21 protein-coding genes and 2 pseudogenes are annotated in these 26,020 nt (G+C 41.9%); 20 read left to right on the top strand and 3 right to left on the bottom strand.

Annotated elements, in window-relative coordinates:
* The first annotated feature begins 170 nt into the window (after positions 1-170).
* The 6 genes and pseudogenes from CJ483_RS21710 to CJ483_RS21735 all read left to right on the top strand — a co-directional run bounded on the left by CJ483_RS21710 (position 171) and on the right by CJ483_RS21735 (position 8,157).
* Positions 171-716 (top strand): helix-turn-helix domain-containing protein, encoded by a 546-nt coding sequence (locus CJ483_RS21710; protein ID WP_120037537.1) that lies wholly within the window; start codon positions 171-173, stop codon positions 714-716.
* A 134-nt stretch (positions 717-850) separates the two neighbouring features.
* Positions 851-2,902, top strand: a complete 2,052-nt coding sequence (locus CJ483_RS21715; RefSeq protein WP_120038218.1) for a hydantoinase/oxoprolinase family protein — start codon at positions 851-853, stop codon at positions 2,900-2,902.
* Positions 2,895-4,651, top strand: a pseudogene (locus CJ483_RS21720) (hydantoinase B/oxoprolinase family protein). Before CJ483_RS21715 ends, CJ483_RS21720 begins: the two are co-directional and overlap by 8 nt.
* Positions 4,652-4,781: 130 nt before the next feature.
* Positions 4,782-6,125, top strand: coding sequence for an MFS transporter (locus tag CJ483_RS21725; protein ID WP_120037539.1), 1,344 nt, complete (start codon positions 4,782-4,784; stop codon positions 6,123-6,125).
* 92 nt (positions 6,126-6,217) lie between these two features.
* A pseudogene (locus CJ483_RS21730) lies at positions 6,218-6,971 on the top strand (aspartate/glutamate racemase family protein).
* Positions 6,934-8,157, top strand: coding sequence for a DUF917 domain-containing protein (locus CJ483_RS21735; RefSeq protein ID WP_182917128.1), 1,224 nt, complete (start codon positions 6,934-6,936; stop codon positions 8,155-8,157). Before CJ483_RS21730 ends, CJ483_RS21735 begins: the two are co-directional and overlap by 38 nt.
* 255 nt (positions 8,158-8,412) lie before the next feature.
* Here the strand turns inward: CJ483_RS21735 and CJ483_RS21740 are convergent, their stop codons facing one another.
* From CJ483_RS21740 to CJ483_RS21745, 3 genes are all read right to left on the bottom strand, one after another.
* The gene (locus CJ483_RS21740; protein WP_120037543.1) at positions 8,413-10,017 is read right to left on the bottom strand and encodes a sodium:solute symporter family protein; all 1,605 of its coding nucleotides are present in this window, start codon (positions 10,015-10,017) and stop codon (positions 8,413-8,415) included.
* Entirely contained in the window at positions 10,018-10,164 is a 147-nt protein-coding gene (locus tag CJ483_RS24680) for a hypothetical protein (RefSeq protein ID WP_182917129.1), read from the bottom strand.
* Positions 10,165-10,251: 87 nt separating this feature from the next.
* Positions 10,252-12,012: a sigma-54 interaction domain-containing protein gene (locus tag CJ483_RS21745; RefSeq protein ID WP_182917130.1), complete on the bottom strand. Its 1,761-nt coding sequence runs from the start codon at positions 12,010-12,012 to the stop codon at positions 10,252-10,254.
* A gap of 302 nt (positions 12,013-12,314) precedes the next feature.
* Here CJ483_RS21745 and CJ483_RS21750 point away from each other — a divergent pair, with 302 nt between their 5' ends.
* The 14 genes from CJ483_RS21750 (at position 12,315) to eutJ (ending at position 26,020) form a co-directional block, all read left to right on the top strand.
* Complete coding sequence (locus CJ483_RS21750; protein ID WP_120037547.1) at positions 12,315-14,300, top strand: oxidoreductase; 1,986 nt, start codon at positions 12,315-12,317, stop codon at positions 14,298-14,300.
* Positions 14,301-14,736: 436 nt separating this feature from the next.
* Entirely contained in the window at positions 14,737-15,912 is a 1,176-nt protein-coding gene (locus CJ483_RS21755) for a PocR ligand-binding domain-containing protein (protein ID WP_259455746.1), read from the top strand.
* Positions 15,905-16,981 (top strand): helix-turn-helix domain-containing protein, encoded by a 1,077-nt coding sequence (locus CJ483_RS21760; RefSeq protein ID WP_182917131.1) that lies wholly within the window; start codon positions 15,905-15,907, stop codon positions 16,979-16,981. The genes CJ483_RS21755 and CJ483_RS21760 overlap by 8 nt, the downstream gene beginning before the upstream one ends.
* Before the next feature lie 320 nt (positions 16,982-17,301).
* Positions 17,302-17,607: a propanediol utilization microcompartment protein PduA gene (pduA, locus tag CJ483_RS21765; protein WP_120037551.1), complete on the top strand. Its 306-nt coding sequence runs from the start codon at positions 17,302-17,304 to the stop codon at positions 17,605-17,607.
* Positions 17,607-18,392 carry a propanediol utilization microcompartment protein PduB gene (gene pduB / locus CJ483_RS21770; RefSeq protein ID WP_120037553.1) on the top strand — a complete coding sequence of 262 codons (786 nt, stop codon included), beginning with the start codon at positions 17,607-17,609 and terminating at the stop codon, positions 18,390-18,392. Before pduA ends, pduB begins: the two co-directional genes overlap by 1 nt.
* Positions 18,393-18,424: 32 nt before the next feature.
* Positions 18,425-20,089 (top strand): propanediol/glycerol family dehydratase large subunit, encoded by a 1,665-nt coding sequence (locus CJ483_RS21775; protein WP_120038222.1) that lies wholly within the window; start codon positions 18,425-18,427, stop codon positions 20,087-20,089.
* Between the two features lie 22 nt (positions 20,090-20,111).
* A complete protein-coding gene (locus CJ483_RS21780) occupies positions 20,112-20,801 on the top strand; it encodes a propanediol/glycerol family dehydratase medium subunit (RefSeq protein WP_120037555.1) in 690 nt (229 codons plus the stop codon).
* 15 nt (positions 20,802-20,816) lie between these two features.
* Positions 20,817-21,344, top strand: coding sequence for a diol dehydratase small subunit (locus CJ483_RS21785; RefSeq protein ID WP_120037557.1), 528 nt, complete (start codon positions 20,817-20,819; stop codon positions 21,342-21,344).
* A gap of 28 nt (positions 21,345-21,372) precedes the next feature.
* On the top strand, positions 21,373-23,211 hold the full coding sequence (locus CJ483_RS21790; protein ID WP_120037558.1) for a diol dehydratase reactivase subunit alpha: 1,839 nt from the start codon (positions 21,373-21,375) through the stop codon (positions 23,209-23,211).
* Positions 23,196-23,684, top strand: coding sequence for a glycerol dehydratase reactivase beta/small subunit family protein (locus tag CJ483_RS21795; protein WP_259455747.1), 489 nt, complete (start codon positions 23,196-23,198; stop codon positions 23,682-23,684). The genes CJ483_RS21790 and CJ483_RS21795 overlap by 16 nt, the downstream gene beginning before the upstream one ends.
* Positions 23,681-24,193: a BMC domain-containing protein gene (locus tag CJ483_RS25875; protein WP_120037560.1), complete on the top strand. Its 513-nt coding sequence runs from the start codon at positions 23,681-23,683 to the stop codon at positions 24,191-24,193. The genes CJ483_RS21795 and CJ483_RS25875 overlap by 4 nt, the downstream gene beginning before the upstream one ends.
* Positions 24,194-24,231: 38 nt before the next feature.
* Complete coding sequence (locus CJ483_RS21805) at positions 24,232-24,516, top strand: BMC domain-containing protein (protein WP_120037562.1); 285 nt, start codon at positions 24,232-24,234, stop codon at positions 24,514-24,516.
* 23 nt (positions 24,517-24,539) lie between these two features.
* Complete coding sequence (gene pduL, locus CJ483_RS21810) at positions 24,540-25,193, top strand: phosphate propanoyltransferase (protein ID WP_120037564.1); 654 nt, start codon at positions 24,540-24,542, stop codon at positions 25,191-25,193.
* Entirely contained in the window at positions 25,193-26,020 is an 828-nt protein-coding gene (gene eutJ, locus CJ483_RS21815) for an ethanolamine utilization protein EutJ (RefSeq protein WP_120037566.1), read from the top strand. The genes pduL and eutJ overlap by 1 nt, the downstream gene beginning before the upstream one ends.

A 26,020-nucleotide genomic window follows, 5' to 3' on the forward strand; every position in this document is an offset into this window, starting at 1 on the left:
GATAAAGTTAATTAAGTGGTCCATCCTTAGATTTTATCATTTTGATCTTCTTGTGCATGCCCCTCTGTAAAATTAATGAAAAATTTTTAATTGACAAAAAAGTGAGTATAATTCAAAATACTAAATATAATTCAATATATTGAATTTTTTGAGAGGATGATCCTTAGATAATGGACCATATTCATGAAGAAATTAAAAGATTACGTTTGGATCGTAAATTAACATTAAAAGAACTGAGCGAAAAAACAAATTTATCAACTGGTTTTTTGTCTATGATTGAACGTGGTTCGTCTTCGTTGACAATCACTTCATTGAAGAAAATTGCTGATGCATTCGATGTGGATATATCATATTTTTTTGATAAACCTATCAATCACACAAAATTTTATGTGAAGAAAAGTGATCAGAAAAAGTTTCGTATTGAAGGCTCAGAGACTGCCTATGTCCGGCTTAGTGGCAATTTTTCAAGCAGAGCACTGGAACCGCTTGTTGTGACACTTCAGCCTAAGCAGCAGAAAGACTACGATTACAGTCATGCTGGGGAAGAGTTTTACTACGTATTAAAAGGTCTAGTTCGATTCAATGTGGATGGCGAAGAATTTGATGTCGCTGAAGGAGAATCGATTCATTTTCCTTCCCAAATCCCACATGATTATGAAAACCCTTTAGAGGAAGAATCCATCTTATTATGTGTGCTCACACCTATTCTTTTTTAACCTTTTGAAACACTTTTATATTCAGGCGATGACATGTTGCATTTAAATATAAGAAAACTTCGGTATGCCACCTTTAGAACCGGTGGCGATCCGCTGGATTTCTCTTAAAACAAATAGTAAGAGGTGAAACAGTGATGAGAGTAGCAACAGATGTTGGAGGAACATTTACGGATCTTGTGTACATGAAGGGAAATGGTGAGATAGGGTTTTCAAAAAGCAGTACAACACCACCCCGCTTTGAAGAGGGGGTGCTCAATGTTTTAAATGAGAGCCGGCTTGCTTTGGAAGAGATCGAAACATTTATTCATGGAACGACTGTTATTATTAATGCATTAACGGAGCGAAAAGGAGTGAAGACAGGGCTTATCACGACGAAAGGCTTTCGTGATGTGCTGGAAATTGCTCGAGGAAATCGCCCTGATTTATTTAATGTACGCTACCAGAAACCAGCGCCTATTGTGCCTCGCTATTTGAGAAAAGAAGTAGAGGAGCGTTTGAATCATAAAGGGGAGGTCATCACACCGATAAATAAAGAACAACTGAAGAAAATTATCATGGAATTTAAAAAGGAAGAAGTGAAAGCGGTTGCTATTGCGTTTTTGCATTCCTATCGTAATCCTGTTCATGAAAAAGAAGCAGCAGAAATGATTAAAGAGATTTGGCCGGAAGTTTCCATAACTGCCTCGTATGAACTGACGAAAGAATGGCGTGAATACGAACGGACAAATACAGCAGTTATGAATTCATTTGTTAAGCCCATTGCTTCTTCTTATATCAATCGTTTAGAGGAAAAACTAGCGGACAAAAAGGTTACATCCAAAAAGTATATCATGCAGTCAAATGGAGGAACGACGACCTTTAGTTTAGCTAAAGAGGCTCCCATTAACATGGTGGAATCAGGGCCTGTGGCAGGCGTTTTTGGTTCTGCCATTTTAGGAAAGATTATTGGAGAAGAAAATTTGATTGCATTTGATGTGGGAGGAACAACGGCGAAATGTTCGTTAATCGAAAATGGAAATGTTAAAGTCTCCACGGATTACCATATTGAAAAAACAGACAGATGGGCAGGATACCCTCTTAAGGTCCCTGTTGTGGATATTGTAGAAATTGGCAATGGCGGGGGCTCCATTGCGTGGGTTGACCCTGTTGGATCGTTACGAGTCGGTCCGCACTCAGCAGGATCAGTCCCAGGTCCAGTCGCCTACGGACAAGGGGGAGAAGAGCCAACCATAACCGATGCGAATTTGATTACAGGCCGACTTTCCGCAAAGAACTTTTCTTACCCTGTAGATTTGCAAAGGGTAAGGGAAGTAATGGAAGAAAAAGTTGCGCGTCACTTTGATTTGCAAGTAGAAGAGGCAGCGTTGGGGATTATCCGCTTAGCCAACTCTAATATGCTGAACGCGTTAAAACTCATCTCAGTACGCAAAGGGTATGATCCACGTGATTTTGCCATGGTGGCATTTGGGGGAGGAGGTCCGCTGCATGCTACTTTTCTAGCCAAAGAGCTCGGAATCCGTAAAGTAGTTGTTCCTGTGGCATCCGCTGTTTTTTCCGCATGGGGTATGTTGATGACAGATTTACGGCAGGATTTCGTTAAAACCTATGTTGAACGACTGGATCACATCAACTTAAATGAAATGAATAAAGAGTGGGAACTATTGGAAGAACAGGCTATTAAACAATATACGCAAGAAGGAATGAACGAAGCAAGTATTGTTTTTTCAAAATATGCTGACATGAGGTACGTGGGTCAAGAGCATACAGTAAAAGTTCCTTTGCCAGCCATAGAATGGAGTCCGGAAACCCTTCAGCAAATTATCACTTCATTCCATGAACTTCATGAAAAGTCTTATACATTTCAACTTCCGGAGGCGCAGGTTGAAGTCGTTAACCTTCACCTTATAGCTTTTAGTCAAGTAGAGAAACCGAAAATGAAGGAAATGAAACAAGCTGCAGATACACAGGCGCCATTGAAGGAGAGGCGAAAGGTTTATTATGAGGAAACGGGCTGGATGGAAACAAACATATATGATCGAAACGATTTAGCCCCAGGTATGAGAATTTCAGGGCCAGCGGTCATTGAGGATCTTATGTCTTCTATTCTTTTGTATCCATCACAGGATTTAGAGATAGATAGCTATGGAAATCTAGTGATTTACAATGGGGGAGCAGAACATGTATAAAACAAAAGTTGATCCATTCACATTGGAAATTGTAAAAGATTCGTTAACGGCTGTCGGAGAGGAAATGTTTTATACATTGGGCAGGACATCAATGAGCCCGATTATTTATGAAGTATTAGACTATGCTACAGGTCTTACAGATGCAAAAGGAGATTTATTAACACAAGGAAACGGCGTGGCTGGTTTTATTGGAATGCTTAGTTTCATGGTTAAAGAAACACTGAAAAAATTCCAACATAACTTAAATCCCGGTGATATTATCATCATTAATGATTCTTATAATGGAGGCGGCTCCCATTTGTCGGATGTGGGTCTTGTGATGCCTATCTTTTATGAAGGTGAGCTGGTTGCGTTTTCTGCAAATAAAGCACATTGGACCGAAGTAGGCGGAAAAGATCCCGGCTCATTTACAAACGATGCGACGGAAATTTATCAGGAGGGGCTGCAATTCCCTTGTGTAAAGCTATTTGAAAAAGGAAATGTAAATCAAGCGTTAGTAGATGTTATTCAGGCTAACGTAAGGCTGCCTGAACTTTCTCTCGGTGACATGTGGGCACAAATTGCTTCATTGAGAATTGGTGAAAAACGCTTCCATGAGTTGTGCGAAAAGTATGGAAAAGAAACTGTGCTGCAAACAACAAAGCATTTGTTAACGCAAGGTGAAATTATCTCCAAAAACGTTATTCAATCTCTTCCGAATGGTGAATATTATGCAGAGGATTATATTGATACAGATGGGCTCGGCAATGGCCCTTTTAAGGTTCAGGTAAAGGTAACAATTACAGATGAGGAATTCATATGTGATTTCCGTGGCAGTCATCCACAAGTACCTGGCCCAATCAATTGCTCCTATACCACTTTGGTTTCAGATGTGCGTACCGTGTTCTTAGCCATTACAAGTGACGACCAGCATATTAACGACGGTGTATTTCGCCCATTAAAAGTTATTACAGATCCTGGTTCCATTTTTTCTTGTGAACGGCCTGCTCCAATGTCTGTGTATTGGGAAAGTGGATCGATGGGAGGAGATCTTGTGTGGAAAGCTCTGTCTTCTGTCATTCCATCTAAGTTATCTGCCGGTCACTTTCTTTCTGTGTGTGCCGTAACCCTGTCTGGAAATCACCCAGATACCGATGAGCCATTTTTAATTGTTGAACCATCATTAGGCGGATGGGGGCAGGAAATGACCATGATGGCCAGAGAGGACAGTTTTGTATTGGAGATGGAGAAACATACAATGTACCGGTTGAAATAGCGGAAGCCCGCTACGGTGTAATGTTGGAGGAGTATTCGCTAAATACTGATGGAGAAGGGGCTGGTGAATTTATTGGTGGAGCCGGTGTCATTCGCTCCTACCAAGCTTTAACAGATGGCCAATTTGCAACGGTCACTTATGGCCGCCATCAATATGTGCCGTGGGGATTAAATGAAGGAAAAGATGGCTCTCCTAATAAATTTTATGTCATTAAGAACAATGGAGAGATGGATGGCCCGTATGGTGTTTATGCACGATATCCGTTAAATAAAGGCGATGTGCTGAAATTAATTACCGGAACGGGTGGCGGATATGGACATCCATTTGCCAGGGAGGTCAGCAAGGTGGTGGAGGATGTAAAGAATCAATACATTACTCTACAACAAGCGAAGGAAGTTTTTGGTGTAATTATTGATGAAGAAACACATCAATTTACTGGACTTTCATCTACCCGTAAAGAATGGGAGGACAACTCGGCAACAGACAATGAATAAAAGAACGAAAGAATTTAAATGTTGTTTTAGTGTCTGTTCTATCTGCTTATTTGGCAGATAGAACAGACATAGGTATACGGGTTTCAGTGTCTTTCATAACAACAAATAAGATAAAGGAGTGAAAGAGTAGATGAATGAAAGAGTCAGAAGAGACGTGGATCAACTTGTAAGAGTAGGAGAGCTTTTTAATCGCATGCCGCTTACTAAGAGCCACTTTTTTGTCGGTTTTGTCCTCTTTATTATTTCTGTGATTGAAGCATGGGAAATGATGTTAATCATTTTTATCAGCCCTAGTATTGCGAGTGATTTTCATTTGTCAGACCTGCAAATTGGCTCTCTCCTCGGCTCTATTTATTTAGGGATGATTCCCGGTGCCTATATGTGGGGAATTATTTCTGATAAAATAGGAAGAAGAAATTCCTTAATTTATAGTTTGCTTGGATTTAGTGTTCTTTCCATAACCAGTGCTTTTTCGGTGAATTTTGAAATGCTTTATGCTCTAAGGTTCACAGCTGGTCTGGCTCTAGGAGGGGTGATGGTAGCAGGATATCCTTATTTTGAAGAGATGCTTCCCGTTAAACAACGCGGAAAAGGTATTGTCTATCTTTCAGCGGGGTGGCCATTAGGAACATTAATGGCTCTAGGCATGACGGCACTTTTTTTAGAGAGAGATGGTTTAATTGGCGGTTGGCGTGCAGTTCTTATTTTAAGCTCGCTCGTTGGGCTGTGGACGTTACTATTAAGAAAAATCCCGGAATCTCCTTATTGGCTAGCGGGCAAAGGAAAGCAAAAAGAGGCAAAAGAAGCTATCGGTTATTTAAGTAATGGCCAGATTACACTCAAAGAGGAACAGTCACTATGGGTACAGCCGATTGAAAAGGGGAGCTACACCTCTATTTTTAAGAAGAAGCTGTTAAAGTTAACAACATACCAAACGCTCGTTAACTTTGCTTTCGCTTTTGGATATTGGGGCTTGTACACATGGCTTCCGACCTTGCTTGCTCAGCGCGGCTTAGCTTTATCTGAAAGCTTAACATTTCTTGCGTTATCTACCCTTTTTCAAATTCCGAGTTATCTAGTCGCCTCTTCCTTAACAGGGAGATACGGGCGGAAGAAGATCATGGTTATATTTGTCTTATTGACCGTCATTTGCGGATTTGGCTTTGCTTTTTCAGCAGGCATGATACAAATGTATAGTTTTTATTTTGGTCTATCGTTTTTCAGTCTAGGTGCATGGGGAGTTTGGAATGCCTGGTTTGGCGAAATTTATCCAACGAATTCCCGATCTTCAGGCTATAGCTTTGGTGCCGCTGCTCAACGCTGGGCTAATGCCTTTGCTCCATCCATTATTGGATTGGTTATTGGCATGGGCTGGGCCTTTGGACAGACAATCTCTTTTGTACAATCTTTCGTCGTTATCACGCTTATTATCATTTTATTTATCCCTGAAACAGAAGGAGAAATTTTGGAATAAAAGCGTACTTTCTCAAGTAGCAGGGTATGAGAGACTGATTTTGAATTCATTCAATGAGAACCTTGAAGATGTCAATCTGGGGGATAAATTAAATGAAGAAGAAAATACTTTTCATTGATCCGGTTTATAATGATGATTTCTGTGACGCTATTTCTGAATATTTAGATAACGAAAAGAAGTCGGATACAGATATAGAGGTCATTTCGTTGGGAAAGAAACCAGGCCCCGAACATTTAGAATATAGTTGCTATGAAATTATGGCCATGCCCGATATTGTTCGTATGGTGAAAGAAGCAGAAGAGAGCGGATATGATGCAGCCATTATAGGATGTTTTTATGATCCAGTGCTGCGAGCGTGCCGGGAAGTGGCAGAGAAGATGGTAGTCTCCGCTCCTGCAGAATCATCTCTTCATATCGCCTCAACTATTGGGGAGCATTTCTATTATTGTTGGTCGTCAAAAATGGATGCCAGAAATAAAAGAAACGATTCATAAATATGGATTTTTCGATAAAGTAGTTTCTATTAAACCTCTTGGGCTGGGCGTTCTTGATTTCCAAAAAGACCATGAGCAGACATTAAAAAGAATGCGCAGAGCTGCTATCGAGGCGGTTGAAAAAGATGGAGCTGATGTGATTGTTCTAGGATGTACCGCAGAATTAGGTTTTTTTAAAGAATTGCAAAATGAACTAGGTATACCAGTAATTGATGTAAGTTTAGCAGCATTTAAATATGCAGAATTCTTGGTTGATCTTAAACAAAATATGGACTGGACGCATAGCAAACGAGTGGGGTATCAATCACCTCCAAATGAAGAAATGGCAGCTTTTTGCTTATTTACAAATTAAATCCATGGCACAATCATTAACGGACATTGTGTTCGTAGTATCGGAAGGGAGAAATTTAAAGTTGCAGACGTTGCATTTACACGAAGTTGAAGACATATTATACGGGGCCTGTATTTATGGAACCGGTGGCGGCGGAAGCCTAGAGGAGGGGCTTAAGCTGGTGCGCAAGCTGTATGAAGCAGGAAAACAGGTGACAATCGCTGCCTTGGATGAAATACAAGATCATTGGCTGGTTGCTTCCCCTTATTATGTAGGATCAGTCGCCCCACCCTCCAAAGAGGTTTCCGAACGTTTAGAAAACCTTGCAACAAACAAAGAGAATGTCTCAACCATTGCAGCAAGGATGCTGCAGAAACACCAGAATGAACGGATTCAAGCCGTTATTGCAACTGAGTTAGGAGGGAACACCGCCTGGGCCATAGAAACGGCAGTAAACTTAGGCGTTCCACTGATAGATGCCGATCCGGCCGGGCGAGCTGTCCCTGATTTGGCTCATACAACTTTTAATATTTTCGATGTTTCCATTACCCCTTTTTCTTTAGCCAATAAATATGGAGACACACTAGTCGTTGAAACCGTTGCTAACCATAATCAGGCCGAACAAATTGCGCGTTCCTTTGCGACAATTTCGGGTAACTTTGCCGGAGTGTGCGACCATCCTATTAAAGGAGAGGTCTTAAAAAAGACAGTCATTCCGGGAACATTATCACAAGCGCAACGTGTAGGACGGGCTAGAAGGTTGGCGAATGACCAGCAAACTTCTCCTGTAGACGCCATTATTTCAGCTGGTGGTGGGAAACTCTTGATTGAAGGCACTGTTTCAAATGCCTCATGGGCAGATATAGGGGGATTTATTGAAGGGAGCATTACCGTGGAGTCTATAACTAGTGATAGTGAAATCCCTTCACTAAGCATTTGGTTTAGAAATGAATATATGATAGCTAAAAGTGGGGAAACGATCCTTTCCATTATTCCCGAGTTAATTATTGTTCTTGATAAAGAAACAGGAATGCCCATTCTTAATCCTAACTGTATAACAGGGATGGAGGTAGCCATAGGTACTTTTCCAGCACCCAAAGTGTGGGAGAGTGATAAAGGGTTGTCCATTTTTGGGCCTGAATATATTGGGTTGGATCGAGATGTCTATTTTGCAGTGCGAAAAGAAGGTCGCAATTTGGAGATTTAAAATATAATCCATAGAGTAAAGATGATCACAAGTGAACCTTTTGGAAATTTCATAGGGAATTCAAGCTTATGTCCAAATGAGGTAAATTTCATCCTTGTTATTCAGCGGTTGAAAGATCCATTTTTTGCGCCCAGAGCAAAATTATCCTCTCTTCTGTGTCTATAAGCTCCGTGATGCTTGCTGAATGAAAAAGGCTAAGAGGTTCATCCTCTTAGCCTCCATTTGTCGATGAACGATTTAAGGGTGAGCGGCATTTTATGTTGCAAGTGTCAGCGGCCAATAGTAGAACACAAAAGTAATCATGATAATGACAAGGCCGCTTACCATTAAATACATAGGATATCTTTTGGTAATCGCCATCTCTTCTTTTTCGTTCGGCTCGATCGGTCTCTTTAAAATATTCGCTTGGAAATTTCGCTCTTCTATTGAAATCCCCCCATATTTTGAGCCTATATACAGAGCCATCAGGCTTAAAATAACGCCAATAATTACAGGATTAAAGTAGACGGGAAGAGCGATGCCGAATTTATTCAAAAGTTCTCCAAATATGACTCCCGCAAAGCCTGTGATGATACTTGAGAGCGCCCCGGTTTTGGTTACTTTTTTGGAGAAGACGCTTGCGAACGCTACAGGTCCCCAGGAAGCGGCAAAGAGTGTGGCCGCAAAATAGCCGATCCACATAACAGAAGGCGGCTGCCAAATGCCGATCAGCAAAATGATGATGCTGACAATAATCATAGACAAGCGGCTGGCTCGCAGCAATTGTTTATCTGTATACTTCTTGTTCCTCGACTGCTCCATGATGTCCCTCGTAATGCTGCTGCCGATCAGTTGAAGAAAGCTTGCACAAGATGATAGAGCAGCTGCCATAATGCCGCTGACGATAATTATCCCTAACCATAAAGGCGTAGCATTCATGGCGGCCCAGATAAACACTTTTTCTGTAGGAACAATGTCGCTTTTGAGTGTGGTCACAGCGGCGATGCTAATATGGAGGAACAGGTAAATCGTAATGATTGAAATGGTTGCCCAGATACCAGAACGGATGGCTACGTGCTCATTCTTAGCCATTAAATATCGGCTGCTTTGCCAAGGGCTGATCGAGATAACGGCAGACCAGACCAAGCCTAATACAATTGCCCATGTTAACGCTTCCCAAGGCTCTCCCATATAAGCATTGGGACCGGTAATCCCATGCCAGCTTAATAAATCAGGCCGGTCCGGATTGGTAGCCGCTTTTACGATGGCTTCCGGGAACCCTCCTGCAGATTTAATGATAAAAGGCAAGGCTAAATAAGTAGCCAAGGAAAAGATGAAAAACATAATAGTGTCATTTACCATGACACCCTTTGCACCAGAAAGGGTAGTGAAGGAGGTATAGACAATCCACATAATTAGCAGAGCAAATGTGTAGGAGATGCCTGAGATTTCAGCAAGTAATACAGCAGCTCCCTGGGTAACGGCCACAAGATAAGCGGAGATTCCGATTATCGTGGTAATAGCCGCAGCCATTCTGACTTTATTTGATTGAAAACGGTTGCCAAAATATTCAGGAACGGTCAATGACTGACTTCTTCTCAGATAACGGCCAAAGAAGAATACACCGACTACATAACCAGTCGCATTAAAGATTACAAGTATTAACAATAAAATCGGATAGCCTTCATAAGAAAATCCTGCTTCTCCCATGAAAGACACCGTACTTAAAAAGGAAGCGACAAGCATGCCGGTGATCATTAAAGTTGAGCCGCTTCTCCCGGATACATAGTACTCTTCTGAATTCTTTACTTTTTTGGAAAGAACAATGCCGATAAGAACGTAAATAAGAAAAGAGCAGATAATACCGACTGTATAAATCAATTACATCCCCACCTTTTTATCCATCGTTTCCGTTTGATCCTGAAGCGGAGTTATGTCTTTTTCCATCTTAAGAATGAAGATTCTTGTAAGAAGGCCTAGAACGATTAGAGACCCTCCATATCCAAAGCAAAAAATCAATTCTCCCATTTCAACCACTCCCTTCGTTAAATGAAATCGATTAATATAATGCAATTCACATGCCAAATTCTAAAAATTCAGTAATTTTAATTCAGGCTATTGTAAATTGCGTAACTCATACTTTTGGAGCTTTCTCATGATTGTAGTCTGGTTCACTCCAAGAGCTTTAGCCATTTTTCTTGTCGTCTTATGCTGTTTCAATGCGTGAGAAAGAAGTTGTTTTTCCGTTTCCTCGACGGCTTTTTTCAAGGTGAGATGATTGAAGGGCAAATGGTGTTCATTATGGATCATATGTTTCATGGCTAAAGGGAGGTCTTCAAGATGGATGAGCGGCTTCTGCGCAGTTACGACTATTTGTTCAATAAAGTTCTCTAACTCCCTGACATTTCCTTTCCATTCTTGCAGTTGAATAAGCAATTTTGCATCTTCAGTGAGTTCGATCGGCCGGGAATAGATGTTGCTGAATTTTTCGAGAAAATAGTCAGCTAATAATGCGATATCCTGCTTTCGTTCTCTTAGAGGAGGAAGGCGCAGCGGTACAACGTGTAAGCGATAATACAAGTCCTGGCGGAATGTTTTTTCTTCAATCATTTGCAATAAATCTTTATTTGTAGCAGAGATAATACGGATGTTCACTTGCTTTTCAGTCGTGCCGCCTACTTTTTTAAACGTCTTATCCTGGACCAATTGTAATATTTTCACTTGCAGTCCTAACGGCATCTCGCCAATTTCATCTAGAAATAAAGTGCCTTCGTTTGCCATTTCCACAAGACCCGCTTTGCCACGCTTGTTTGCTCCTGTAAAGGCCCCTGCTTCATAACCGAATAACTCCGATTCCAGTAAGGTTTCAGGGATGGCGCCGCAGTTGACTTGGACAAATGGTTTGTCTTTTCTGGGGCTGTGCTCATGAATGATTTTAGCCAGGACGCCCTTGCCTACACCCGATTCACCATGAATGAAAATAGAGGAATCTGTTGGCGCAACTCTTTCAGCTAGTTGAAGGGTAGAAATCATGTTTTGAGATTGTGTGATAAATTTTTGGGAACCAATCGTTCTTTGTGTGATCGGCGCGCTCTGATCCTGTTGGGCAGACTGCTTTTCCATTAACTGCCTCTTCATTTCTACAAGCTCTGAGATATCCCGTGAATTGCACACAATTCTGTATAATTTTCCTTCCTCGTCGAAAACGGGCGTCGCCGTGGCAAGAACGGTTTTTCCACTCGGATATTCTTGTTCTACAGAATGAATGGTATGTGTAGCCATGGTTTTCAAGGTAACTGAATTGGTGATGATGCCTTTGTCCACCAACTCATGAATATTTCTGTTGATAAATGCTTCCGGAGGAAGGCCCGTAAAATGCTTGCATGATTCGCTTACAAATAATACATTGCCTTTCTCATCTGTTACAAAAATTTCATCGTAAGTGGAATTTAATATTTGAGTAAATTCCTTGTTCTTTCTTAAAGCGATTTCCAGCTGTTCATGAAGTGATTGGTTGATCCCCAGCAAGCCATTGATTTTTTGTTGGTATTTCCATTCTCTTACTTCAGAGGCTGTATAGCATATGTATTGGCCTTCACCCTCCATAATGAAGAAATCGTAGTGATACGGATCATTTTCGCTTATCTCAGTTAATGAAGAGATCCTTAAAAAACGGAGGCTAATACAATTCTCAACTAGCTCATTTTTTCCTTCTGCTCTCTTTTTCCAAACACAGTTATCATCCAGCACACCCACCAAATAATTTAGTTTATCCACGACTAGAATAGGCCCCTGCTGAAACGGCAGCCAATTTTCCAATTCCTTTATGCGAATATGAGAGAAGACAGAAACTGCTTGTTTATTTTTTATATCCATCCTATTGCCACTCCTTTGCTTAAAATTGAACCTTTTTTGCATCAGAATTTGCTGTTTTTTTACGAGAGGGAAGTTTCTGCTGAATATATATCAAGGCATTAAGTGATATGAACCTTTTTTGCAACAATGGTGCAGAAAAGGTTCAGTATAATCTTCATTATAAGGGATAAGGTGTTTAATAGTAAGAATATTTCGTCTGCAATAGTCGGTCTCGAAGCGAATTTTGACCCTCTCTCAATGAAAAACAGTTGGTATGATTTTTGCTTATTAAAAGACAAAAGCCTAGTTTAGGAGTGAGGAATATGACACAATTTAAGCACCTATTCAGCCCAGTAACCATTGGCTGTATGGAATTGCCAAACAGAATATTAAGCACAGCTCATCAGACGAATCATGTGGTCAATGGTATCCCCACCTCTGATATGACAGCCTATCATGTGGCAAGAGCAAGAGGGGGAGCAGGACTGCTGATTCTGGAGGCTGCCGCTGTTCACTCATCAGGAATGCTGACCACTCATACCATTGCCGGATATGACAACAAGGTGGTCCCTGCTTATTTAGCACTGACAAAAGAAGTTCACAAATACGGAACGAAGGTGGTCCAGCAGCTGTTCCATGGAGGAAGAGAGGTGGTCTCCAGCGATTATCGAAGCCCGGCTTGGGCACCGTCTGCTGTTCCGAGTTTGCGATTTGGTACAATGCCAAGACCAATGAGCGTGGAAGAGATTCAAGAAGTGATTGAAGGCTTTGCTATTTCAGCGAGGTTAGCAAAAGAGGGAGGAATGGATGGAGTAGAAGTTTGCTGTTCACATGGATACCTTCCTGCACAGTTCTGGTCAGAACATGCAAATCATCGAACGGATGAATACGGAGGTTCTTTTGAAAATAGGATGCGGTTCATTGTTGAAGTAATGCAGCGTGTGTGGGAGGAAGTAGGCAATGATTTCACTGTCGGCATACGGATGAGCGCAGATGAAATGACGATGGATGGTACAGACGTTAAAGATGCTGTGAAAATCGTAGGATATCTGGTCGATCAAGTAAGGGTAGACTTTGTGAACGTGACGGCAGGGGATTCCAGCACATATGCCGGCTCAACGCACATTGTGCCTCCGTCGCCTATGAAACATGCATACGTTTCTCCGCAAGCGTTCAACATACGGATGGCTGGTGCTGTTCCCGTATTCGTCGGATCCCGTATAGTTGACCCTGTTGAAGCTGAGCAAATTGTGGCGAAAGGGAAAGCGGATGTCGTAGGAATGACGAGAGCATTAATCGTTGACCCGGAAATGCCGAATAAAGCCAAGTCAGGAAATCACCATTTAATAGATGCCTGCCTTGGTTGCCTTCAAGCTTGCATAGGACATTATCATAAAGGACTGCCTATCGGCTGTGTGCAAAACCCGTCAACCGGAAAAGAAGCAGAGGTTCAAGCCCTGGAAGAAAGTCTTCGAGAGAAAAAGAAAGTAATGGTCATAGGGGCCGGTCCGGCTGGTTTGAAAGCAGCGTTAACGCTAGACGAGCTGGGGCATGAAGTCATATTGGCTGATAAGTGTGAGGAGGCCGGTGGGCTATTGCATGCATTAAAACGTGCACCGATGAGAAAAGAATTAGCTGAAACGATGCTTGATAATTATAGAAGAAAGCTGCTAAACAGCAGCGTGCAGCTGAAGCTTGGATGGGACGTAGGACCAGAAGAGGTTCTAAATACGGCACCGGACGCTATTTTATGTGCCAGTGGTTCAAGGCCATTCATCCCTAAAATTCCTGGAATCCATGATCCGAGAGTAAAGACAGTCGATGAGCTTTTTAATAATCAACATAAAGAAATCGGGGAGAATGTATTAGTCTTTGACTTCGGAGGAGATTGGCCTGGAATGGAAGCAGCCATTTATCTGGCAGAAAAAGGTCATCAAGTGACATTGATTTCATCGAAGCTTTACATTGGGGAAGAGGTTCATCAATATTTGCGGAATGAATACTTGAAAAAACTGTATCAACTAAAGATTAACATGATCACGCACCATGATCTGGGGGAGATAAGGAACAATCAAGCCATCATCCGGAACTTATTCTCATACGAGAAAGAAACAATGGAGAATTGGGACTCTATTATTCTGTCGCTTGGCCGTGTCCCGAATGTAGAGCTATATAACAGCATTAAAAATTTGAATTTGGAAGTTTATCAAATAGGGGATTGCTTAGCTCCAAGAACGTTAGAAGAAGCTACCTATGAGGGATTTATGACATCGTTACAAATTGGCATTCAGGAAGAAATTAAAATATAGGAAGAAAGAGTGTACCCCGAAGCATAGCTTCGGGGTACACTCTTTCTGTAGAGGCGGCCATTTAAAGCTAACTATTGTTCGATGGTATAGCTACGCAGTTTAACTTAATGGCTCTGTTAAAGCTAAATGTTGTTTTTTAATCGTTGATTGTAACGGAAATCTCCCGCCTGCAGTGAAAATCAACACTCAAGTATAACAGAGCCAGCTTAATAAGTGGTTTATCCAGACCGAGGGCTAAACTTACGAATATAGTTAGCAATTTTGAAAAGATACACCCGGAGAGGATTGTGCACCTGCAGACGAGAATAGAATAATAATTTTAATAAGGATTTAGAGTTCTAATGAGAAATGTTTTCAAATTGATTGTTGAGAAGGAGAGCATAAATTATAATGGAAGTAAAGATTAAATTACCTATATTATAAGTGAGCTGATTCCATGATGAATGTGCAAGAAATGATTGATATTGATTTTTTGCAGAAGGTGCAGGATACATTTGCAAAAGCAACTGGGTTCGCTGCTGTAACGGTCGATTTTCGTGGAAATCCTATAACAAAATATAGTAATTTTTCTCCTTTTTGCAGTCTTGTCCGTCAAGACCCGCGGTTTGTGGATTCATGTCTGAAATGTGATGCTTATGGCGGATTAGAAGCGGCAAGAAGAGAGAAGCCTCATGTATATCATTGTCATGCCGGATTGGTTGATTTTGCTGTTCCTATTATTGTAAAGGGGAAGCTGGTAGGTTCTATGCTTGCGGGTCAGGTAACACTGCATGAACTTGATAATGGAAAGCTTTCTTCTATCACGAATGATCGTTCTTCCTGGGAGGAGAATGAGGAGATTGCAAGGGAGTATGCAAATATTCCGTCCAAATCCTATGAGAAAATCTATGCGGCAGCTGAGATGATGTTTTATGTTATCAACAACATGTTCGAAAAAGATATGAGGCATTATGTGAAGGAAGAATGGAATGAGAAAAAACATCAAATGATTGATCAGTTGAAAGTACAAGCAAATTTGGAACAAGAATTAACAGAAAAACACAATCAACCGTCCCATTCGTTTATAGACCCTCACTTTTTATTTACTGCTATGAATACACTGTCGTGTTTAGCCATTATAGAAAAGGCACCACAAACACAGGATACGATTTTAACCCTCACTGCTATGATGAACTATATGCTAACAACAAATGAGAGTCGTTTTGTCCCATTGGGGGAGGAAATGGATTATATTGAGCAATATGTAAAGCTGCAAAATGTAAGATTTAAAGCTGAGCTGTATGTTCTTATGGATATTCCTGAAGAGCATCAATCTATTTTTATCCCCTCCTTTATTCTCTACTCTATTATCAATCAGGCCATTCAACATAAAATAGAATCTAAAATGGGACATGGAAAGATTGTGATTAAGGGATATGTATATGGCGATGATTTCATTATAGAAGTTTCCGATCATGGGATGAGCTTCTCAAAAGAGCAATTAGCTGATCTTTACGACGTTTCACATTATGGAAGAAACTATATATTGACGGCTCATCCAAATCCGGAGGGAGGGACAACGGTTAAGGTAAGAATTCCAAATGATGGGGTGGAGGGTTCGTATCGTGTATAAAGTACTTCTCTTAGATAACGAAGACTTGATGAGAGAAACCTTAAGATGTATTTTGGATGAGTTAGAAGAGATAACCGTCATTGGTGAGGCGGCTTCAACCGACGAAGCTCTCACATGGATTAATGTTGGGGACCCTGATATTATTTTCCTTAGTATAGATAATCCCAAAATAAATATTCAGAATTTATGTAATTATTTGAAAAGTGACTCGCGTAAACATCGTGTAGTTCTACTAATGGGTATTGATTCTTTCAGTAACCGGAATAAGCGGGTAAAAATAAAAGCGGATGGCTTCATAAGAAAGCCTATCAGCAAACAACATATCATCAAAAGTATTGGTCAACATGTACCTGTACATAGCAGCGGCAGAAAGAGTTTAGAAGAGATGATCGATGAATTCGTATCAGCGGTTTTTCAAAACGATGTTAGAAGTATAAAGAATGAGTGGAAAAATCTGGAACAACTGCTTATTTCATCATGCAGCCACGATGTAAATAGTATGGGTTCGATTGTAGAAACAATAGTCGAGAAATTAGAAATTCTTTCTTATAAAGAAGGGTTATTCACTGGCAAAGAAATAAAATGGAAAGAAAAAACGAGATGCGTAGATAAATATACATTAGAAAGTACAATGTTCGATCTTCTGGAAGAGCTATTTGCCGAAATGATCGAATATAAGCCTACCCGCAAGAAGAAAGAGATTCAATCAGCCCTCCATTATATTGAAAATAACTTTCATAAGGGAGTGACACTAGAAGAGGTGGCTTCTCATGTTCACTTAAGTCCATTCTATCTCAGCAAGCTTTTTAAGAAGGAACTAAATGTGAACTTTGTGAGTTACGTAACGGAGAGGAAAATGGAGAGGGCGAAAGAACTTCTCCAATCGACGGATATGCCGGTTTTAAATATTGCATTAGAACTAAACTATCAAGAGCCTAATTATTTTAGCAAGGTATTTAAAAAAGTAACAGGTATGACCCCATCAGATTTTAGGAAGACAAAGGAAAAAAGAGGAAATGACGCATTAAGAAAGCACCACCATATTCAAAATGGAAAATGGTATATATAAAAAGCAAATCCCTTCAGCCTGCATGTATTGGACGAAGGGATTGCTTTTTGTCTTGGGGAATCACGAAAATAATTAAATATAACAATAAATTACATGATTACAGCAAAAAAATTTCTTTTATATTTACTTGTTCAGTTCCTCAAAAATCAAAAGCAAAAATATATCTGAATATTGCAACTATTTTCACTTAGAGAGCAAGAACCTACAGCAAGTGCGGACAGTATTTTAGATATAGTAATTGTAAGCGTTATCGGCGAGGGAGTTAAGAAATAAAACCTCTTGATAGTTGCATGAAAAAATGGGGCTAAGGAGGGTTCGATATGCTTAAGGAAGCATTAGGAATGGTGGAAACAAGAGGTTTGATTAGCGCAATTGAAGCGGCAGATGCAATGGTTAAATCAGCAAACGTTACGCTGATGGGCTATCAAAAAATTGGATCAGGTCTTATTACTGTGATGGTTAGGGGCGATGTCGGAGCGATAAAGGCAGCAACGGATGCAGGGGCTGCTGCTGCAGAAAAAGTAGGTGAAGTCATATCTGTACACGTCATACCAAGACCGCATACAGAAATAGAAGGCATTTTACCTAAGGATGAACAAGAAAGAGTGGAGGGGAAGGTTAAGTGATGAGAGAGCAATTAATTGAAAAAATTATGGAAGAGGTAATAAAAAAGGTCGATACGCCAAAGGCAGATGAAGCGCGAAAAAAAGAAGAAAAGAAGTATAGCAGCTTAACTGAATTCGTTGGTACAGGCATCGGTGACTCTATTGGTTTGGTGATTGCGAATGTAGACAACAGCATTCATGAAGCGATGAATCTTGATAAGAAATACCGTTCGATTGGTATTTTAGGTGCTCGTACGGGAGCAGGTCCGCAAATTATGGCAGCGGATGAAGCGGTGAAAGCAACAAATACAGAAATTTTAGCGGTAGAACTGGCACGTGATACGAAGGGCGGGGCAGGTCATGGCAGCTTGATTATTTTTGGAGCGGAGGATGTAGCGGATGCACGTCGAGCGGTAGAAGTGGCCCTTAAAGAGCTGGACCGGACGTTTGGTGATGTGTATGCCAATGAAGCAGGCCACATTGAACTTCAATATACGGCACGTGCAAGCTATGCGTGTGAAACAGCATTTAATGCGCCAGTTGGCAAGTCCTTTGGATTGGTTGTTGGTGCGCCGGCTGCTATTGGGATTGTACTGGCAGATACAGTGGTGAAAGCGGCGAATGTGGATGTTATTAGCTACAGCTCTCCTGCTAAAGGGACGAGCTTTACCAATGAAGTGATTTTAACATTTAGCGGTGATTCAGGAGCCGTTCGTCAGGCATTAATTACCGCAAGAGAAGCAGGGGTTGAGTTGTTAGGAACACTTGGAGATACAGCTGTTTCTACGACAGTTCCCTATATTTGAAAGAAGATCCGTCTTTGAAAGGAGAGGAAAATATGAAATCAAAACGTTTTGAAGTATTAGCAGCGCGACCAGTGAATCAAGACGGCTTCGTGGCCGAATGGCCGGAAGTAGGATTGATCGCTATGGATGGACCAAATGATCCCAAACCTAGCATCAAAATTGAAAATGGCCAAGTGATAGAACTAGACGGAAAAAAGCGTGAGGAATTTGACTTCATTGATCATTTCATCGCTAATCACAGCATTAATATCGAAAAAGCGGAAGAAGCTATGGCGATTGACTCTCTAGAGATTTCAAGAATGCTCGTAGACATTCATGTACCAAGAGAAGCTATCATTCCTTTGACTACAGCCATCACGCCGGCAAAAATCTGTGAAGTCGTTGGAAGAATGAATGTCGTTGAAATGATGATGGCTCTTCAAAAAATGAGGGCAAGAAAAACACCTTCAAACCAGTGCCATGTGACAAGTGTAAAAGACAATCCTGTCCAGATTGCGGCAGATGCGGCAGAGGCCGCAGTTAGAGGATTTGATGAAATGGAGACGACTGTTGGTATCCTTCGTTACTACCCATTTAATGCATTAAGCCTATTGGTTGGTTCCCAAACGGGGCGTGGCGGAATTTTAACTCAGTGTTCGGTAGAAGAAGCGACAGAGCTTCAGCTCGGAATGAGAGGATTAACTAGTTATGCAGAGACTGTATCTGTATATGGAACCGAGCAAGTATTCATAGACGGAGATGATACCCCATTTTCTAAAGCATTCCTTACCTCTGCTTATGCTTCCCGCGGGTTAAAAATGCGTTTCACTTCAGGCACAGGCTCGGAAGTACAGATGGGATATGCGGAAGGAAAGTCGATGCTTTATTTAGAAGCCCGCTGTGTTTTCATAACGAAAGGAGCAGGAGCTCAAGGTTTGCAAAATGGTTCAATCAGCTGTATTGGTGTTCCGGGAGGCGTGCCATCAGGTATACGGGCAGTATTAGCTGAAAATTTGTTTACGACCATGCTCGATATGGAAGTCGCTTCAGGAAACGACCAGACATTCTCCCACTCTGACATTAGAAGAACGGCTCGCACGCTGATGCAAATGCTTCCTGGCACGGACTTTATTTTTTCTGGCTATAGCTCCGTTCCGAACTACGACAATATGTTTGCGGGTTCCAATTTTGATGCGGAAGACTTTGATGATTACAACGTATTGCAACGCGATTTAAAAGTAGACGGCGGATTGCGCCCAGTTACCGAAGAGGAAGTCGTTGCTATTCGCAATAAAGCGGCGAAAGCTTTGCAGGCAGTGTTTGAAGAGTTGGGCCTCCCTGCTATTACTGATGAAGAAGTAGAAGCAGCCACTTATGCACATGGAAGTAAAGACATGCCGGAGCGCAATGTGATCGAAGATTTACGAGCTGCTGAAAATATGATGAAACAAGCCGTTAATGGACTTGATGTCGTAAGGGCGTTAAGCAAACACGGTTTCGAAGATGTGGCTCAAAATCTTTTAAATATGTTAAAGCAACGTGTATCCGGAGATTATTTGCATACATCAGCTATTATTGATGAAGACTTTAACGTTATCAGCGCGGTGAATGACGTCAACGATTATACGGGACCGGGAACAGGATACCGAATAAGTGACGAAAGATGGGAGGAAATCAAAAACATTCCTCGAGCCATCAGCCCGGAAGATGTGAATTAAGAATGAAGAGAGGTGGAGAGAGATGGCTATTAATGAACAGATCATCCGTGAAGTAATTGAAGAAGTATTACAGAGCTTCAATAAGGAAGAGAAACAAAAGCAAAAGATAGAAGGCGAGCAAGAGCTTCCTGTTGAACAGTCAGACTTCCAAGCGGCCCATTTGAAGGAATTAGAGCTGATCGAAAAAGATGTAGCTGTACCAGGACTAAGAAAAGATGAAGTAGTCATTGCTCTTACGGCAGCTTTCGGCATCCATCAAACAAAAAGCATCGTAGGCATTCCACATAATGAATTGTTAAGAGAAGTGATTGCCGGCATAGAAGAAGAGGGGCTAACAGCTCGAATCGTTCGAGTCCATCGTACATCCGATGTCGGGTTTGTGGCACATGAGGGAGCTAAGCTAAGCGGATCTGGGATAGGCATCGGCATTCAATCAAAAGGAACAACAGTCATTCATCAAAAAGATCTTCAGCCATTAAATAATTTAGAACTGTTCCCCCAGGCACCTTTACTGGATTTAGAGACATTTCGTTTGATCGGAAAGAACGCTGCCAAATATGCGAAAGGAGAATCGCCAAATCCAGTACCCACAAGAAATGACCAAATGGCACGGCCGAAATATCAGGCTATTGCAGCATTGCTTCATATTAAAGAAACCCAATATGTTGATCCAAACAAAAAACCAATGGAATTACAAGTTACTTTTCATTAAGTGGAGGTAAATAGGATGAACCAACAACTCATTGAGCAGATTGTCAAAGAAGTGATGTTGTCTATAAGCGAAGCAAAAGAAATGGGTGAAGAAACAGCGGTAGCTGTCGCTGAACCAAAACCAGCTTTGGAGTCCGTATCGAAAGAAGATTATCCATTAGCAAAGAAACGGCCGGAGCTGATTAAAACGCCAACAGGAAAAACATTAGATAATATTACGCTGCAAGAGGTTCTTGGTGGAGCTGTAAAACCAGAAGATGTACGGATTTCCCCTGAAACATTAGAATTGCAAGCCCAGGTGGCAGAGTCTGTAGGGAGAGAGCCGTTTGCGCGGAACCTTCGCAGGGCAGCTGAGCTAATCACTGTTCCAGATGATAGAATCCTAGAGATTTATAATGCTTTACGGCCATATCGTTCAACGAAGGAGGAGCTCTTAGCTATCGCAGATGAACTGGAACATCAGTATAGCGCAAAAATAAATGCACATTTAGTTCGGGAGTCTGCAAAAGTATATGAATTGCGAGACAGATTGAAAAAGAATTAACTCTTTCGTCGTGTTGGGAGGTAAAGGAATGAAACTGGTTGCAGGCGTGGATATTGGAAATGCCACTACAGAGGTAGCGATTGCGGCTGTAACGGATGATCATCAAGTAACGGTTCTAACAAGCGGATTTGTAAAAACAACTGGGATCAAGGGAACACGCCAGAACATTCATGGTGTTCTTGATACAATGAGAAACACTCTTTCTGAGATTGATCGAACAATAGCTGATTTAAATCTTATTCGTATCAATGAAGCAGCTCCTGTTATCGGGGACGTGGCGATGGAAACCATTACGGAAACGATCATCACTGAGTCAACGATGATCGGCCATAATCCTTCTACACCTGGAGGGATAGGAACAGGTATCGGAAAAACGATTAATATTAATCGATTAGAGTATGCAAGTACAGAAGAAGACTGGATCGTTTTAATCGGAAGGGAAGTCGATTTCGAAGCAGCGGCTACCAAAATCAATGAAGCGGTAGCAAAAAGAATTCGTATTACAGGAGCCATTGCGCAAAAAGATGATGGTGTACTCATTAGTAACAGAATCAAAAAGAAAATTCCCATTATTGACGAAGTGACGCTGATAGAAAAAATACCGCTCGGCATGAAAGCGGCTATTGAAGTAGCTCCGCCTGGGGGTGTCGTTGAAATGTTATCTAATCCATATGGCATAGCCACAGTATTTGAATTAACCGGGGAAGAAACAAAGCTGATTGTGCCAATTGCCCGGGCGCTGATCGGCAACCGCTCTGCGGTAGTCATAAAAACGCCAAAAGGAGATGTACAAGCAAGAAGCATTCCCGCTGGAAAACTTCATATTTTAGGGAAAAGGAATGCAACAGTCGATGTAGATGAAGGAGCTGAACGAATGATGTCCGTATTAACGGCATCTGCACCGATCGAAAATATTAAAGGCGAGCCGGGCACGAATGCGGGTGGAATGCTGGAGCGTGTAAGGCAAGTCATGTCAGAGTTAACGGCACAGCCTCCTCATTCTATTAAAATTCAAGATTTGTTAGCAGTAAATACTTTTAACCCGCAAAAGGTGAAGGGAGGGCTGGCGGAGGAGTTTTCAATGGAGAATGCTGTTGGAATAGCGGCAATGGTAAAAGCCGATAAATTACAAATGCAAATGATCGCTGAAGAACTTCGCTCAAAGGTTGATATTGAAGTAGAAGTTGGTGGTGTCGAAGCAGATATGGCCATCCGCGGGGCTCTTTCCACCCCAGGTACAAATATTCCTGTGGCCATTGTCGATATGGGAGCTGGTTCAACAGATGCCTCTATGATGACGAGCACAGGACATGTTACATCCATCCATCTAGCCGGAGCAGGTGATATGGTTACAATGCTGATTAATTCTGAGCTAGGGCTCGATGACATGGATTTAGCAGAGGACATCAAAAAATGTCCTTTAGCGAAAGTCGAGAGCCTATTCCATATACGTCATGAAGATGGAACTGTACAGTTTTTCGAAGAGCCATTAGAGCCGCACGTATTTGCCAGGGTGGTCATCTTAAAAGATGGCTACATGGTTCCTCTTCCAGGCCAGCATTCTATTGAAGAAATTAGAACGGTTCGACGAGGGGCAAAAGAGAAAGTGTTTGTTACAAATGCTCTTAGAGCGTTGAGCATGATCTCCCCCACTGGAAGTATCCGAGACATGGAGTTTGTTGTATTAGTTGGTGGATCTGCATTGGATTTTGAAGTCCCTCAATTAGTTACCGATGCTTTATCACAATATGGAGTAGTGGCAGGAAGAGGAAATATAAGAGGGACAGAGGGGCCGCGAAACGCTGTAGCTACGGGATTAGTATTAGCTCTCGGTGAAGGGAGAATTGTTCAGTGGGCGCAAATGTGAACAAGGGTGAGGAGGTGCCGGCCATCCATGTATATTACCGTCCATTGCAGAACGGCAGTTGGCTTTTTCATTCATTGCTCCATGGAATAGAAGAGGAGGGAGTGCCCATCTTTTTGAAAGAGAGCCGTGAAAGCTCGGCTTTGGAATTAGGCTACCGGGCAGCTTTGGATTCCAGCTTAGGTGTCGGTATCGGTATCGGTATCGGTGCAGATGATTGCATTATTCTTCATTATTCAAAGCTACTCAAAGATCGCCCTCTATTCCAAATTCATCAAAAAGAGACACATAAACAGCGGATACTCGGGGCTAACGCGGCAAGGTTAGTAAAGGGGATTCCATTCAAAATATTTGCTGAAGAGGCGGAGCATACCACCGCTTCTGAGGAATTGCCATCAAAAGAGGACATAGCTGCTATTGTGGAGATTGTAATCAAGAAACTAAAAGAAAGAGTTGGGAAGGAGGGGATTGGATGAATGCTTTAGGATTGATTGAAGTCATCGGTATGACGACAGCCGTGGCAGCTGCAGATGCAGCCGTTAAATCGGCCAACGTGACTTTGCTGGGATATGAGCTAGCAAAAGGTCGAGGAATGGTAACAATTAAGTTTGAGGGAGATGTCGGCGCAGCCAAAGCAGCACTTGAAGCAGCCTCCATAGAAGCGGATCGAATAGGAACGGTTGTGAGCAGGCACTTGATTCCAAGACCGTACAAGGAGCTGGAAAAACTCCTCTTTCCTCAAAATACACCGAACGAATCTCTTCCTTCAGTTAATTCGGAAGAGGGTGGGGGGACAGGCAGTGAACCAGAGGAAAATGAGAACAATCAAATGGAGTCAGCTGTAGGAGAGAAGAATTCAGACGACGGGGAATCGGGGCAAGAAAAACAGCGTAGTCAAGGACGGAAAAAGAAGAAAATGGACAAGGAAGGCCAGCAGAACAAGAAATCTGCCGTATCTGTAACGGATGGACTGGAACAGAAATAACCTGTATTTACTATAAGAGCATAGGGAGGAAATATTTAATGAGCAATGCATTAGGAATGATTGAAACAAAAGGCTTGGTTGGGGCAATTGAGGCAGCGGATGCTATGACAAAGGCAGCAAATGTTACACTAATCGGCTATGAAAAGATTGGCTCAGGCTTGATTACTGTTATGGTGCGAGGGGACGTTGGTGCAGTGAAGGCTGCAGTAGACGCTGGGGCCGCAGCAAGTGAAAAGGTTGGGGAGGTTGTTTCCGTTCATGTAATCCCAAGGCCGCATATGGATGTAGAAGTCATGCTGCCTCGTAACCCTGTTAATGTCTAACCAAGCGGCAGGGAGGGGCTTACATGGAATTCGATCAAGTAACGCAGGAAAGGATTATCAAGGAAGTAGTTAAGAGATTGCAAACGTTAGAGGAGGAACCTTATGTACCTATCGGGGTTTCTAACCGACATATCCATTTATGCCAAAAAGATTTAACCCTCTTGTTTGGAGAAGGTTTTCAGCTCACCCCAATGAAAGATCTAAGGCAGCCTGGACAATTTGCTGCAAATGAAACGCTGACTCTTATTGGAACTAAAGGAGAAATTACGGGTGTAAGAATCTTGGGACCGCTTAGGGATCACACTCAGGTGGAAATCTCCAGGACCGATTGTTTTAAGCTAGGAACAGTAGCACCTGTAAGAGAATCCGGAAAAGTAACAGGTACGCCGGGAATTATTTTAAAAGGGCCAAGAGGCACGGTTGAATTAAAAGAGGGCGTTATCGTAGCCCACCGGCATATCCACGTACCTCCAGGGTTTGCAGAAAAGTTTAAATTAAACGATCAAGATAGAGTGGAAGTAGAGGTTGGAAGGGAACGAAAGACGGTCTATAGCAATGTTCTTATTCGTGTGTCAGCCCAGTATGAACTAGAAATGCATGTAGATACAGATGAAGCGAATGCCGCTGGAGTCAAAACAGGGGATCTCGGGAAAATCCGGAAAGGCCAAGAAGACTGATGTCTATAGATTTGATAAAGGTTAATGACTATATAGATACTTTTGTTAGGTTAATAGATGAACAGAGAGTCAATACGTATAAAGGGAAACTAAAAGTGGGTGTCGATCTTGGAACAGCTAATATTGTACTGGCTGTTGTGGATGAGAGTGGTCAAGCGGTTGCCGGTGCTCTTCAACCGTCTTCTGTCGTAAGGGACGGACTGATCGTCGATTATGTGGGGGCTGTGGCAATTGTCAAGACGCTCAAGGAACAGGTTGAGGGATTGCTTGGAACAACATTAACCTATGCAGCGACAGCTGTGCCGCCCGGTACCATTGATGGCAACAGGAAAGCTTTTTCAAATGTTGTCGAATCAGCCGGCATGGATGTCAGTAATATTGTCGATGAACCTACTGCTGCGGCAACGGTATTAGGTCTTTCTGACGGAATCGTTGTTGATGTCGGCGGCGGCACGACAGGGATTAGCATTCTTAAAAATGGAACAGTCACCTATACAGCAGATGAACCAACCGGTGGAACCCATATGAGCCTTGTTATTGCTGGAAACTATCATATTTCTTTCAAAGAAGCTGACGAGCTAAAAAAAGATCCTGCCAGACAAAGAGAGATTTTCCCAATTGTTCGGCCTGTGATCGAAAAAATGGCGTCCATCGTAAAAAGGCATATCAGTGGTATGGAATCAACTGATATTTATATAGTGGGTGGAGCTAGCTGTTTTGATGAGTTTGAGGAAGTGTTCCATGAGGAGATTGGCATGAGAAGCATTAAGCCAGCTCATCCTCTTTTCATCACTCCATTAGGCATTGCGTTAAATGGTATGAAATGA

It is taken from the genome of Bacillus sp. PK3_68, assembly GCF_003600835.1.
In the GTDB taxonomy this organism is placed as follows: Bacteria; Bacillota; Bacilli; order Bacillales; family Domibacillaceae; genus Pseudobacillus.

Bases quoted from the DNA above. Each gene is read 5' to 3' on its own strand.
- CJ483_RS21710 (WP_120037537.1), top strand. From the start codon at position 171: ATGGACCATATTCATGAAGAAATTAAAAGATTACGTTTGGATCGTAAA.
- CJ483_RS21715 (WP_120038218.1), top strand. From the start codon at position 851: ATGAGAGTAGCAACAGATGTTGGAGGAACATTTACGGATCTTGTGTAC.
- CJ483_RS21725 (WP_120037539.1), top strand. From the start codon at position 4,782: ATGAATGAAAGAGTCAGAAGAGACGTGGATCAACTTGTAAGAGTAGGA.
- CJ483_RS21735 (WP_182917128.1), top strand. From the start codon at position 6,934: ATGAAGAAATGGCAGCTTTTTGCTTATTTACAAATTAAATCCATGGCA.
- CJ483_RS24680 (WP_182917129.1), bottom strand. From the start codon at position 10,164: ATGGGAGAATTGATTTTTTGCTTTGGATATGGAGGGTCTCTAATCGTT.
- CJ483_RS21745 (WP_182917130.1), bottom strand. From the start codon at position 12,012: ATGGATATAAAAAATAAACAAGCAGTTTCTGTCTTCTCTCATATTCGC.
- CJ483_RS21750 (WP_120037547.1), top strand. From the start codon at position 12,315: ATGACACAATTTAAGCACCTATTCAGCCCAGTAACCATTGGCTGTATG.
- CJ483_RS21755 (WP_259455746.1), top strand. From the start codon at position 14,737: ATGATGAATGTGCAAGAAATGATTGATATTGATTTTTTGCAGAAGGTG.
- pduA (WP_120037551.1), top strand. From the start codon at position 17,302: ATGCTTAAGGAAGCATTAGGAATGGTGGAAACAAGAGGTTTGATTAGC.
- pduB (WP_120037553.1), top strand. From the start codon at position 17,607: ATGAGAGAGCAATTAATTGAAAAAATTATGGAAGAGGTAATAAAAAAG.
- CJ483_RS21775 (WP_120038222.1), top strand. From the start codon at position 18,425: ATGAAATCAAAACGTTTTGAAGTATTAGCAGCGCGACCAGTGAATCAA.
- CJ483_RS21780 (WP_120037555.1), top strand. From the start codon at position 20,112: ATGGCTATTAATGAACAGATCATCCGTGAAGTAATTGAAGAAGTATTA.
- CJ483_RS21785 (WP_120037557.1), top strand. From the start codon at position 20,817: ATGAACCAACAACTCATTGAGCAGATTGTCAAAGAAGTGATGTTGTCT.
- CJ483_RS21790 (WP_120037558.1), top strand. From the start codon at position 21,373: ATGAAACTGGTTGCAGGCGTGGATATTGGAAATGCCACTACAGAGGTA.
- CJ483_RS25875 (WP_120037560.1), top strand. From the start codon at position 23,681: ATGAATGCTTTAGGATTGATTGAAGTCATCGGTATGACGACAGCCGTG.
- CJ483_RS21805 (WP_120037562.1), top strand. From the start codon at position 24,232: ATGAGCAATGCATTAGGAATGATTGAAACAAAAGGCTTGGTTGGGGCA.
- pduL (WP_120037564.1), top strand. From the start codon at position 24,540: ATGGAATTCGATCAAGTAACGCAGGAAAGGATTATCAAGGAAGTAGTT.
- eutJ (WP_120037566.1), top strand. From the start codon at position 25,193: ATGTCTATAGATTTGATAAAGGTTAATGACTATATAGATACTTTTGTT.